Below are 13,207 nucleotides of genomic sequence, written 5' to 3' on the forward strand. Positions count from 1 at the left end.
AGAGTTACGCGGCATAAAGCTACATAAGCTAGGCCCTGTTTCCTAGAGCCTAGCGCCTGTTAACTTTCAATCTGATAGCTGACGGCTGAAAGTTTACAGCTCACTTTCCCTCGCTCACTCCCCTCACCCATGCGTAAAACAAAACACATTAAGTTTGTTACCGTCTAAGTCTCTAAAGTATCCCGCATAAAAGCCGGGCATTTCGCGTGGGCCGGGGGCACCTTCATCTGTGCCACCTAGTTCTATGGCTTTTTTATAAAAGGCATCTACTTGGGCTGGGGTGTCGACTGCCAGAGCAATCATAGTGCCGTTACCTACTGTGGCTTTTTCATCGTTATAAGGTTTGGTAACCGCAAAACCGGGCTTATCTTGGCCTGTGCTCCATGCCACAAAGCGGTCAGTTTCTAAAAAGCGCTCGGCGCTTAGAGTGGCGAACAATTCATCGTAATACTTTACTGCTTTAGCTAGGTTGTTAGTGCCTAACATGATGTAACCTATCATTGTGTGCTCCTTACGTTTAAAAGTGTCTGTACTCAACATAAAAGGGAAATGACCATCTGTCTATTGATTTCTCCATTCATCGCAATGGACTATATTTCTGATGGTTGTTACTTTATAACAGGTTAACACGCCCTAATTTCTGCTCACTAACAAGGAAATAAAATGAAGTTTAAAACGTCTTTAGCACTGCTTGCAGCAGCCAGCTTTTACAGCCATGCAGGAGCTAGCAATACCTTTCAACTTGAAAATGTTTTTGATCTTGAATACGCCAACCAAATAGAAATGACAAAAAATGGCGATACAATTTACTTTGTGCGTAATCGCATGGATATTAAAAGCGACCGTAAAGTCAGTAATATTTGGTCAGTAAACCCAGATGGTAAAACCATGCTACCGCTAACGTCTGGCGTGCATATGGATTACTCTCCGGTATTGTCACCAGATGAAACTCGTTTAGCGTTTATTTCTACCCGAGATGGTAGCAGCCAAATCTATGTAAAATGGTTAAAAACCGGTAACGTAGCAAAAATTAGTAACCTAACGCAAAGCCCTGGCGGATTAACTTGGACGCCAGATGGCAAACAATTGGTGTTTAGCCAGTTTGTGCCAGCAAAATCAGCAAGCCCAGTGTCTTTACCGGGCAAGCCTGAAGGCGCTAAGTGGGCAGAGCCAGCTAAATATATTGACGATACCTATTACCGTGCCGATGGCGGTGGCTACTCTGAAAAAGGTTATCGTCACTTTTTTATCATCAGTGCAACGGGCGGCAATGCACGTCAATTAAGTTCTGGTGATTTTGATCATGGTGGTGCTATTAGCTTTAACGAACAAGGCGATGCGTTTTATTTTTCGGCTAATCGCTATGAAGACAATGAATTACACCCAACTGAATCTGATATCTATAAACTTAGCTTAGCGGATCGTTCAATTACCCAAATAACAGACCGTAAAGGCCCAGATTCACGCCCTAAAGTCTCGCCAAATGGTCGTTACCTTGCATACACAGGCTACGACGACAAAAAAACTAACTATGAAAATAACGACATTTATTTACTTGATTTAAAATCAGGCAAAACCTCAGTACTCACTGCTGATTTAGACCGTAGTGTCGAAAGCATTAAATGGGATGATAGCGGCAGAGGTCTTTATTTTAGCTACGATAGTGAAGGTAAAACTCACCTAGCTTACCAGCCGCGTAGTGGTAAACATAAGGTGATTACCTCAGAGATTGGTAGTGTCGCCTTTGGTCGCCCATATTCAGGTGGTGACTTTGATGTGAGCGAAGATGGTGAAGTTGCATTCACACTTGCAGATACCCAGCGTCCAGCTGATGTAGCATTAATTAAGCGTGGTAAAACCGCACGTTTAACGCAATTAAACGAAGATGCGCTGGGCGACAAAGAGCTGGCTAAGGTTGAAGAAATTTGGGTTAAATCAAGCCACGATGGCTTGGCTATTCAAGGTTGGATTGCTTACCCGCCGGGCTTTGATAAAAACAAAAAGTATCCACTTGTTTTAGAGATCCACGGCGGTCCTGTTGCAAACTACGGCCCTCACTTTAGCCCTGAAGTACAATTATACGCAGCCAAAGGTAATGTTGTACTGTATATGAACCCACGCGGCAGTGACTCATACGGTAAAGAGTTTGCGCAAACAATTCATCATAACTACCCAAGTAATGACTTTGATGACTTGATGACAGGTGTTGATGCTGTCATCAATAAGGGCTTTATTGATGAGAGTAAGTTGTTTGTCACCGGCGGTTCAGGTGGCGGTGTTTTAACTGCATGGATTGTAGGTCATACAGACCGCTTTGCAGCCGCTGTTGTTGCTAAACCTGTAATCAATTGGATCAGCTTTGTACTAACTGCTGATTTCTACCCTTTCTTTGCTGACTATTGGTTCCCAGGTAAACCATGGGACAATATTGAGCATTATATGAAGCGCTCTCCAATTAGCTATGTGGGCAATGTAAAAACACCCACTATGCTGTTAACTGGTGAATCAGACTATCGCACGCCGATTTCTGAAACCGAGCAATTTTACCAAGCGTTAAAGCTTCAAGGCGTTGATACAGCGATGGTGCGTATTCCTAATGCCTCACATGGTATTACCGCGCGCCCATCAAACCTGATGACCAAAGTCGCCTATATTCAATGGTGGTTTGATAAACATAGTAAGTAGTTGCGGGTTGCGAGCAATAGTTTAGGTGCGGCTTTATGCCGCGCCATATATAAACCATAACGCGGGATAAACCCGCTGCTATTTTCTAACTTTTGAATTTCAATCTGATAGCTGACGGCTGAAAGCTGACAGCTCTCTTTTCTGTAAACCCCCTTTACAGTCAAAATGTGAGTAACTCCTTACATACACCTCTCAAATATCGGACATTAATCCAAAAGCAGTTAGTAAAAAATCGGTTTATAGCCAAAATCAGTAACTTGAGTTAGTAAAAAACCGGTTTGCGCCGCTAAAAACCTAGCTTCAGTTAGTAAAATTTTGGTTTGTAAGGGTGTTGAGTTGGTAAAAAATCGGTTTATGGCTTGAGTGAGTTAATAAAAAATCGGTTTGTAAATCACAAGATTCTACAAAACAACATTAAATTGCCATTTATATGAGCCAATTTTAACCATTCTATAGGCTGTAATAAGGCAATAGGCCCTAAATTAAGACTTATACGGCGGAGGTAGTTAAATACTGATCTAAAATTCTAACGCTGGTAAATGCGTGATCTGTATTTTTATAAAGCTAGTAAATGGCTGATCCAAGACTTGGTTAAAGAGTGATCCGAACTACGAGATACGAGATACGAGGTGCGAGTCTGATGGCTGACGGCTGAAAGCTAGCAGCTTCAAATGAAAAAGGGCCCGAAGGCCCCTAACAACATTATTGAATAGCTATAAAGGAAATTACAACTTGGTTAGAACTGGTTCATGGTATTTGCTTCACCACCGGCTTTAAGCGCATTATCACCAGAAAAGTACTCTTTATGAGTATCACCAATGTTTGAACCTGCTAGGTCTTGGTGTTTCACTGATGCTTGCTCACGGCGGATTTCTTGACGTTGTACGTCGCGAACATACGCCAGCATTCCTAGGTCGCCGAAATAGCCTTCTGATAGAATATCAGTGCTTAGCGCCGCTGTATGGTAAGTTGGTAGCGTGATTAGGTGATGGAAGATACCCGCTTCACGTGCACCATCTTTTTGGAAGTTTTGTACAAGTACGTCTGCTGCCGCAGCAAGCTCTGTGTCATCCATTTCTGGCGCCATTAATGCCTTATTGTCATCAATGCTTGGGTAAGCAGATAGGTCTTTACCTTGTTCTTGCCATTCAGCATAAACTTGCTCACGGAATTTAAGTGTCCAGTTGAACGATGGTGAGTTGTTGTATACCAGCTTAGCATTGGGTACTTGCTCTTTAACGCGGTTAACAAGCTCAGCGATTTGTTTAACGTTTGGCTTTTCTGTTTCAATCCACAGTAAGTCTGCGCCAGATTGTAAGCTAGTTACACAATCAAGAACTACGCGGTCTTTCTCTGTACCTTCACGGAACTGGTATAAACCATTATCTAAACGTGTTGGTTTGCAAAGCTGACCATTCAGCTTCATTGCAGTGTCGCCTTCGTTTAAGTCATCCACACTGTTTACTGGTGTTGTTTCAAGGAACGACGTGTATTGGCTAGCAAGGTCGCCAGGAGTTTTAGATACTGGCACTTTTTGAGTAAGGCTTGCACCTAATGAGTCAGTACGAGCAACGATAATACCGTTATCAATGCCAAGCTCTAAGAATGCGTAACGAACCGCGTTAATTTTTGCTAGGAAATCTTCATGCGGTACAGTTACTTTACCAGCTTGGTGACCACATTGTTTTGCGTCAGATACTTGGTTCTCGATTTGGATAGCACATGCACCCGCTTCAATCATCTTTTTAGCAAGTAGGTAAGTTGCTTCTTCGTTACCGAAACCCGCATCGATATCAGCAATAATTGGCACAACATGGCTTTCGAAGTTATCGATTTTATTTAGCACTGCTTGAACGTCACCGCCGTTTGCTTTCGCTTCGTCTAGGTCTTTGTAAAGGTGGTCAAGCTCACGTGCATCAGCTTGCTTTAAGAAAGTGTAGATTTCTTCGATTAGCGCTGGAACAGATGTTTTTTCATGCATACTTTGGTCAGGTAATGGACCAAACTCAGAGCGAAGTGCCGCAACCATCCAGCCACTTAGGTATACATAGCTGCGTTTAGTTGTTTTGTTATGACGTTTAATTGCCATCATCATTTGCTGTGCAGTAAAACCATGCCAACAACCTAATGATTGTGTGTATTGGCTGTGGTCAGCATCATAAGCAGCCATGTCTGCACGCATAATGTCTGCAGTATATTGAGCAATGTCTAGACCCGTACGAAAACGGTTTTGTAAACGCATACGGCTTGCGTATTCTGGGTTGATTGACTGCCACGTTTTGCCTTGTGATTGACATAAAGTAGCTAAGTTATCGGTTTCGCGTTGATATGTTGTCATAATAAAAATCCTTCGAACGGGTTATCTATTTTTTGTTAGTGAGAGTGGCTACTTGGCGTTTGCTTCGTAACGCTTAATTCAACATTAGGCGGATTTTTGGAATTTAGTAAATTTATAGTTGTTATTACCACTATATTTTTAGTGAATGGTAAATAGCCTGCTTATTAGCCTTTTTTACGATATGGTTGAACCATGAATGATCAATTTAAGCTCGTTTAAAGGACATTATTATGACCACTCTCTCACTTAACGGTTTAAGCGTTGATCAACAACTTGCACAGTTTGTTGAACAGCAACTTTTACCAGGAACAGGCATTAGCACAGACACTTTTTGGCAAGGTTTTGCTGATATCGTCAATGAACTAACGCCAATCAATCGTGCGCTTTTAGAAAAACGCGAACAACTACAAGCTAAGATTGATGACTACCATAAGCAGCAGCCGGTATGGGATGCTGCTAACTATCAAGCATTCCTTGAAGACATTGGCTACCTTGTTCCTGAGCCAGCTAGTTTCAGCATAGAAACAGAGCAAGTAGAGCCTGAAATCGCAAACACAGCTGGGCCACAGCTTGTTGTGCCAGTGAGTAATGCACGCTTTGCCTTAAACGCCGCAAATGCGCGCTGGGGCTCACTGTATGATGCGCTATACGGCACAGATGTATTAAGTGAAGACGACGGCGCTGAGAAAGGCTCTACATACAACCCTGTGCGTGGCTTTAAAGTCATGGCTTATGCCCGCCAGTTCCTTGATAAAGCACTGCCTTTAGCAAACGGCTCACACATCGAAAGCACCAGCTATGCAGTGGTTAATAATGAGCTTTTAATCACATTACGTGATAGTAGTCAGGTTCGCCTAGCAAACCCTGAACAACTTATTGGTTACCAAGGTGAAGCGCAAAATCCAAGCGCTATCTTATTGAAAAATAATGGCTTACATATTGAGCTACAAATAGACCATCATCACCCAATAGGCCAAGCAGATAAAGCAGGCCTTAAAGATGTACTACTAGAAGCAGCCCTTACAACGATTATGGACTGTGAAGATTCCGTTGCTGCCGTTGATGCCGAAGACAAAGTAAACGTCTATCAAAACTGGCTTGGTTTAATGCAAGGAAACCTAGTAGAAGCATTTAACAAAGAAGGTAAAACCATTGAACGCCGTTTAGCAGAAGATCGCCAATATCAAGGTGTAAATGGCGAAACAATCACGCTAAAAGGTCGTAGCATGATGTTTGTGCGTAATGTTGGCCACTTAATGACTAATCCAGCTATCCAAGATAGTGAGGGCAATGACGTGTTTGAAGGCATTATGGATGCCATTATCACTAGCACCGCTGCACTTCATGACTTAAAAGCTACAGGTAGCCTTAAAAATTCAACGGCTAATAGTATTAATATTGTTAAGCCAAAAATGCATGGTCCAGAAGAAGTTGCCTTCACTAATACCCTGTTTACCCGCGTTGAGCAGCTGTTAGGCTTGCCTGCAAACACCATTAAAATGGGTATTATGGATGAAGAGCGTCGTACTTCAGCTAACTTAAAAGCCTGTATTTTCGAAGCTAAAAAGCGTGTTGTATTCATCAATACCGGCTTCTTAGACCGCACTGGTGACGAAATTCATACTTCAATGCAAGCAGGTGTAGTACTGCCAAAAGGCGCTATTAAGCTTGAACCTTGGATCAGCGCATACGAAGATCGCAACGTAGATATTGGTCTTGCAACTGGCCTTAGTGGTAAAGCACAGATTGGTAAGGGTATGTGGCCAATGCCAGATAAAATGGCGTTAATGATGGAACAAAAAAGTGGTCACCCGAAAAGTGGTGCAAATACCGCTTGGGTGCCCTCTCCTACTGCTGCAACCCTACATGCAATGCATTATCACGATATTGATGTATTTGCCTGCCAAAAAGCGCTTATGGACCGCAAAGAAGCAAGCCTTACTAGCTTACTCACTCCACCGCTTATGAAAGATGCCAGCAGCTTAAGCAAAGAAGATATTCAAGCCGAACTTGATAACAACGCTCAGGGTATTTTAGGTTATGTTGTGCGTTGGATTGACCAAGGTATTGGTTGCTCAAAAGTACCAGACATCAACCATGTCGGTTTAATGGAAGACCGTGCCACACTGCGTATTTCAAGCCAGCACATGGCCAACTGGCTGTATCATGGCGTTTGTTCTGAAGAGCAAATTAGAAAAACCATGGCACGTATGGCGAAAGTTGTTGATGGTCAAAATGAAGGTGATCCGGCCTACAATAATATGGCTGATTCAGCCGAAACTTTAGCACAAAGTGTTGCTTATCAAGCAGCTTTAGCCCTTGTATTAGAGGGAGTTAAACAACCTAGTGGCTATACTGAACCATTATTGCATGCGTTCCGTATAAAGTATAAATCGTTAAATTAGCCACTACACAACTCCCCTTCGAGTTTCATGTGTCGTTCATAGCAGCCCAAGGGCTGCTTTTTTTTGCTAATATCAACTGATACCAATCCGCAATAATACTTAATTATTTTGAGGGATTAAACCTGTCGCTACCTGCGTTAAAAATTTCTGATTTAGAACAACTAAATAACGAAACTTTTGCCTTGTTATCAACGAGGTTTTATTGCCTCAAAATAGACCACTAAATTAAGCGTATTGGTATAAACTCATAACGACAGTGAATAGCCACCATTCATGGCATAATGAAAATCTATTAAAAAAGGGGCATTTGTTACCAAATGCCCCTTTTTACGTACTAATACGTACTAATTTTTTAAAAATTAGTTTTTAACAATCGCATTGTGATAAACGTTTTGCACGTCATCACAGTCATCAAGCATAGAAATAAACTTTTCAAAGTTTGCGATATCATCTGGATCAGTGATGTCAGTATGAACTTGTGGAACAAACGTGATTTCGTCTACTTCAAAGTTGATACCTTCAAATGCTTCTTCAAGAGCTGTTTTTGCTTTGTAGTACTCAGTATGTGGAGCGAATACAGATACTTTGCCGTCTTCTACTTCTACATCTGTTACGTCTACATCAGCCATCATTAGCGCTTCAAGTACAACTTCGTCGTCATCGCCTTCAAAGCCTAAAACAGCTAAGTGGTCGAACATATGCGCTACACAACCCGGTGTGCCAATTTTTGAATCTGTTTTAGTGAACGGTAAACGTACATCTTTAATAGTACGGTTAGGGTTATCAGTTAAACAGTCCACAATAACCATACAGTTACCCGGGCCATAGCCTTCGTAACGTGCTGGAGAGTAGTCTTCCCCTGCTCCACCGGCTGCTTTTTTAATCGCATTGTCGATTACGTGTGCTGGAACTTGGTCTTTTTTTGCACGCTCAATAATACGTTTTAGCGCTTGGTTTACTTCTGGATCTGGTTCGCCATTTTTAGCAACAACGTAGATTTCTTTACCATACTTAGAATTTACTTTAGTTTTTGCATTGGCTGTTTTAGCCATGGCGTTTTTGCGGACTTCAAATGCTCTGCCCATCTTATGCCTCTATGAATACATTTGATAATTGCCGATATTTTAGCAACTCATGACAGCTTGGGCTAGTACTAGGGCATTTTGAAAAATAAAAAACTAACAATAAATCTCAGGAAAAATAAAAAACAAAGCTATTTAACATAACACTTTATTTTCTTGGAATGAGTCAACCAAAGTAGGTAGTTCTGAAAAATGATGCATTACATAATCGGCCTGATTTGCATACTCAGGAATTTCATCTGGCGCGTACAAGCAAGCACGCATGTTGGCATTGTGAGCTGCTTGTATATCAAATAAGTAATCGCCGACATACAGTAACTCAGACTGATCAAGCTCCCATAATGTCGCAATCGCATTTAAAGCACTTGGATCAGGCTTAGCAGGCGCATCAGAGCGAGTCAACACGGTTTCTATTGGTAAGGGGTTATTCTTTAATTTAATGGCAGCTGCACGGTCGTAGTTGCGAGTCACAATCGCCATCGGGATGTTATTTTCTTTCAGCCTCTTAATTGCCTCAGCAACGCCTGGCAATAAATGCGCATGCTGCGCATCAATAAGTTCATGCTGATGAACAATATTCATCGCTTCTTCACGCATGTAAGGCGAAGGTAACGAAGCAATGTAAGCAAGTAAGTCATTATCAAGCGGACAGCCTACCTGTGCTTTGATCAGTGAAAAATCCAACTCCGATGAAACCAAAGTACCATCTAAGTCAAAAATTACGCCACGGATATTGTTGTCATGGATAGTCATATAAATCCCTGTATATGAGAAGTGGGAAAATGTTGATGCCCATTAATAAGATAGTTTACGAAATGGGTTTATTAAAGGATCAAAGGATTAAAAAAGTAACTTTTTTAATCCTTTAGGACTGCTATTACTCTGGATTGACCGGCTCAAATCTAGCCTCAAGCCAAGTATCATCTTGGCTAAAGGTCAGCGTTTTTACCTTACCTTTACCCTCAATATTTACCATATTCACTTGTGTTGGCCATAGGTCGCGAAGTGCTCCGTTGCTCATTCGAATACCATGAATTCCCTCAGGGATCATGACTTCTTGGTAAACCCAAAAGAATTTACCATCAACTTGCGCACCCACATCTTTAAGCTCAAGCGGCTTGCCATCTAAAGTTTGTAGAGCAATATGTGACTCAACATAATCAGCAAAACGCTTCTGATCTTCTTTATTTGATAAAATATCAGCATTGCCGTCAAACAAATATTCAACGGCGTGCTCTGTATCATGTAAATAAAAACGATGCATCAGCTCAATATTGTTGGTGCGTTTGTTAAATAACACGGTAGTCACAGACGCTTTTAACTGGTGCGCCATGGTTGGCGCACTCAGTAATAAAGCAAAAATAATGGCTATAAAGCGCATTATTGTTGCTCCTGGGCATCATTTTCGTCGTCTTTTTTCAGCTCAGTTTTAATATCTTGCATGATATCGCGGCTGACTTTCGCTTTACTCTTCTCACGTTTGTACACTTCAATACGTGATGGAATAATACGACGCGGGTAGTTATTGTTTTCTACATCAACATCCGCTGTTTCCCAGCGAGGGTCCACTGTAACAGACACTAGGTTTTTACCTTTTTCTGTAACAATTAGCTTTTGTACATGCTTGTGGTTACGACGCCAGATTTCAGCCGGAATGTACTGCTCTTCTTTCGTACCATCTTCATAAGTAAGCTCTAATAAGATAGGCATGACTAAACCACCTAAGTTTGAGAACTCAAGTACGTAGTAGTTTTTATCTTCTTTGATTGCACGCTCAAACGTTTTACGCTCCCAAGGCTCTAATCCTTTAAGGAATTTGTTATACGCGTTACGCTCTTTGTTAGTTACTGTGAAACGGTCGTTTTCGTCGTAGAAGTCAGTTACATCTGGGTTTTCTTCAACCCACAGTTTTTTACCTTCTTCTTTATTACGTTTTACGAATAACGGCATTGGCTTGTCAGCTTCGATATCACGTAAACGATTAAAGTCGATATCAGGATTTTTGGTATCTAAACGAAGTTGGTAAACCTTGTCTAGCGAGATATCAACGTGATCTGTGGTGTAGAACCAACCACGCCAGAACCAATCAAGGTCAACACCTGACGCTTCTTCCATAGTGCGGAAGAAATCAGCAGGAGTAGGGCGCTTGTATTTCCAACGCTGTGCATATTCTTTGAATGCAAAGTCGAATAGCTCACGGCCAAGGATCACTTCACGTAAAATGTTAAGTGCAGCAGCAGGCTTAGTATAAGCATTAGGGCCTAAACGTAATACGCTGTCTGACTGTGTCATAACAGGCACTTGGTTTTCAGACTTCATGTACTCAACGATGTCGCGAGGCTCAACACCCCAAGGAATAGTGTGGTCCCATTCGCGACCAGCAACACCATCTAAGAAGCTGTTAAGGCCTTCATCCATCCACGTCCATTGACGTTCATCAGAATTGACGATCATAGGAAAGTAAATGTGGCCAATTTCATGGATAACCACACCGATCAAGAAGCGTTTTTCTGCTTGGGAGTAGGTACGAGTTCCATCTTCTTGTAGATCTGTACGCGGGCCATTGAAGGTGATCATAGGGTATTCCATACCGCCTACAGGGCCATTTACAGATTGAGCAACTGGGTAAGGGTAGTCAAACGAGAAGCGTGAATACACTTCCATTGTATGAACTACTGACTCAGTAGAATACTTCTTCCAAAGGTCACCACCTTCTTTAGGGTAAAAAGACATCGCCATTACTAACGGCTGATCTTTACCGCCTTGATGATAGCCTTTTGCATCCCACATAAACTTACGTGAAGAAGCCCACGCAAAGTCACGTACATTTTCAGCTTTAAAATGCCATGTTTTCGTTTTGTTTGTGCCTTCTTTTTCGTTTTCTAACGCTTCTTCTTCAGTCACGATGAAAACAGGGCGCTTAGCATCTTCAGCTTGTTCAAGACGCTTACGCTGTGTGCTAGTCAGAACGCTGCTTGGGTTATCAAGCTGACCCGTTGCCGATACGATATGGTCAGCAGGTACTGTAATTTCTACATCGTAATCACCAAACTCAAGTGTGAACTCACCGCTGCCTAAGAAAGCTTTGTTAGTCCACGCTTCATAATCAGTGTATGCAGCAAGACGAGGGAACCATTGCGCTAATAAGAAGATATCGTTACCATCTTCTTCAAAGTGTTCATAACCTGAACGTGCACCAACGGCGTCTTCTTCAACAATGTTAAAGGCGAAGTCCATGCTGAACTCAACGTCTTTTCCCGGTTTAAGCGGCTCGTTTAAGTCGATACGCATTAAGGTATCTACTACAGTAACTTTAAGCTCTTTTCCGTCTTCGTCTTTAACATTGGCGATTTGATAACCCAGCTCGTTGTCGGCCATAAATTGCTGACGACGTAACTGACCTAAGCTCAATTTAGTTGATTTTGGCTGAGGATCACCTTGCAATGTTTTACCATTGAAAGTAGATGTCATTTCAGCAATTGAGTCAGATTTAAAGATATTTTGGTCTAGCTGTAACCAAAGATACTTTAAGGTGTGCGGCGAGTTATTTTTGTATTCGATAGTTTGGCTTGCTGTTAAGCGACGTTTCTTTTCATCTAGCTTTACATCGATGTCGTAGTTTACTTGCTGTTGCCAGTAATTTTCAGCAGGCTCACCGGCCGCACTACGGTATACGTTTGGAGTTGGAAGTGCTTCATCTAGCTGACGGAACTTGTCAACGAATGAGCCTTTAGTTTGCTCAACAGATGACGCCATAACAGCTGAAGATACTGCTAAAGGCAATACCAAAGCACTCAATTTGAGAACTGCTTTTTTCATTGTTTATCCTGTAATTAGTTTGCAACCGTAACATCGCAAACTAAAAACAAAGTTGCAACATTATCACGATAAATTGCGGTATTTTTCAGGTAGTATTCATCGGTTATTACTAATCAAGATTAATTGTTGCTTTTTTTAATTAATATCTTGTAAAGGGGGTTTACAAAAACTGATTAATTTTAATTCAGCACTAATTCATTCCAAAGCATTACAGTTAAAGAGAAGGTAATCTACTTAAATTCTAGTTAATGATGAAAGGGTGATTAGATGAAGTTTTATATTGTAAAAAAAGACTCTCGTTTAGCAGCCATTCCTGCGCAAGAATCAATCTTAAATGAGTACCAAGAACGTGGTTTTAAGTTTGTTGAGGTCATCAATGCATGTGATGAGTCAGACGCCCTATCACGAACAAAACCAGAGATTAAAAGAGCTAACAAATGGCTAATTTGGTCATCTTCATTGGTTATTTTGACCCTATCCATAATTATTTTTTGCAATTAAGTAATTTTTGTAGCATTTGCTATTGAAATTTACTGCCATTTATATTTAAAATCGCCCACTTTTTTGATTTTGGGGTCTACGCAGCATGCATTTTAACCCCAAAATGTTTGGTAATCAGCATAGAATTCGGTGAGCGTATGGATTTCTATATCCTAAAAAAACAACAAGAACTAATTGCAATTCCAGCGGACGAACAAAATTGTAAACAGTACCTAGATTCAGGGTATTTTTATATCGACAAAGTAGCGGCATGTAATGAAACAAATGCCCTTAAGATTTTACAAGCTAAGCAAACTAAAGCGCTTAAAGTACCTATGATAATGGCATTGTTAGCTTTGCCAATGGTGGTTTTTGCTTGGTATAGCTTAAGTTAACAA

The 13,207-nt window shown here is 41.3% G+C and carries 10 protein-coding genes; 4 read left to right on the forward strand and 6 right to left on the reverse strand.

Going from position 1 to position 13,207, the window contains the following annotated elements:
* Window positions 1-123: 123 nt before the first annotated feature.
* Complete coding sequence (locus tag JIG37_RS05175; protein ID WP_138600122.1) at window positions 124-501, reverse strand: VOC family protein; 378 nt, start codon at window positions 499-501, stop codon at window positions 124-126.
* Window positions 502-663: 162 nt separating this feature from the next.
* Here JIG37_RS05175 and JIG37_RS05180 point away from each other — a divergent pair, with 162 nt between their 5' ends.
* Window positions 664-2,685 (forward strand): S9 family peptidase, encoded by a 2,022-nt coding sequence (locus JIG37_RS05180; protein ID WP_199528851.1) that lies wholly within the window; start codon window positions 664-666, stop codon window positions 2,683-2,685.
* Between the two features lie 736 nt (window positions 2,686-3,421).
* On the opposite strand, the gene JIG37_RS05185 is transcribed toward JIG37_RS05180, so the two are convergent.
* Window positions 3,422-5,023: an isocitrate lyase gene (locus tag JIG37_RS05185; RefSeq protein WP_199528852.1), complete on the reverse strand. Its 1,602-nt coding sequence runs from the start codon at window positions 5,021-5,023 to the stop codon at window positions 3,422-3,424.
* Window positions 5,024-5,250: 227 nt separating this feature from the next.
* Between JIG37_RS05185 and JIG37_RS05190 the strand changes: the two genes are divergently transcribed.
* A complete protein-coding gene (locus JIG37_RS05190; protein ID WP_199528889.1) occupies window positions 5,251-7,428 on the forward strand; it encodes a malate synthase G in 2,178 nt (725 codons plus the stop codon).
* Window positions 7,429-7,787: 359 nt separating this feature from the next.
* On the opposite strand, the gene JIG37_RS05195 is transcribed toward JIG37_RS05190, so the two are convergent.
* The 4 genes from JIG37_RS05195 to JIG37_RS05210 all read right to left on the reverse strand — a co-directional run bounded on the left by JIG37_RS05195 (window position 7,788) and on the right by JIG37_RS05210 (window position 12,329).
* Window positions 7,788-8,513, reverse strand: coding sequence for a YebC/PmpR family DNA-binding transcriptional regulator (locus JIG37_RS05195; protein ID WP_054553380.1), 726 nt, complete (start codon window positions 8,511-8,513; stop codon window positions 7,788-7,790).
* Between the two features lie 132 nt (window positions 8,514-8,645).
* On the reverse strand, window positions 8,646-9,263 hold the full coding sequence (locus JIG37_RS05200; protein WP_166338222.1) for an HAD family hydrolase: 618 nt from the start codon (window positions 9,261-9,263) through the stop codon (window positions 8,646-8,648).
* 124 nt (window positions 9,264-9,387) lie between these two features.
* The gene (locus JIG37_RS05205; RefSeq protein WP_054553378.1) at window positions 9,388-9,891 is read right to left on the reverse strand and encodes a DUF6702 family protein; all 504 of its coding nucleotides are present in this window, start codon (window positions 9,889-9,891) and stop codon (window positions 9,388-9,390) included.
* Entirely contained in the window at window positions 9,891-12,329 is a 2,439-nt protein-coding gene (locus tag JIG37_RS05210) for a M1 family metallopeptidase (protein ID WP_054553377.1), read from the reverse strand. Before JIG37_RS05210 ends, JIG37_RS05205 begins: the two co-directional genes overlap by 1 nt.
* 267 nt (window positions 12,330-12,596) lie before the next feature.
* Here JIG37_RS05210 and JIG37_RS05215 point away from each other — a divergent pair, with 267 nt between their 5' ends.
* Together JIG37_RS05215 and JIG37_RS05220 are read left to right on the forward strand one after the other, a co-directional pair.
* A complete protein-coding gene (locus JIG37_RS05215; protein ID WP_054553376.1) occupies window positions 12,597-12,830 on the forward strand; it encodes a hypothetical protein in 234 nt (77 codons plus the stop codon).
* A 137-nt stretch (window positions 12,831-12,967) separates the two neighbouring features.
* Window positions 12,968-13,204 carry a hypothetical protein gene (locus JIG37_RS05220; RefSeq protein WP_054553375.1) on the forward strand — a complete coding sequence of 79 codons (237 nt, stop codon included), beginning with the start codon at window positions 12,968-12,970 and terminating at the stop codon, window positions 13,202-13,204.
* The last annotated feature ends 3 nt before the right edge of the window (window positions 13,205-13,207 follow it).

Source organism: Pseudoalteromonas sp. bablab_jr010, assembly GCF_016464105.1.
Taxonomy (GTDB): domain Bacteria; phylum Pseudomonadota; class Gammaproteobacteria; order Enterobacterales; family Alteromonadaceae; genus Pseudoalteromonas; species Pseudoalteromonas simplex.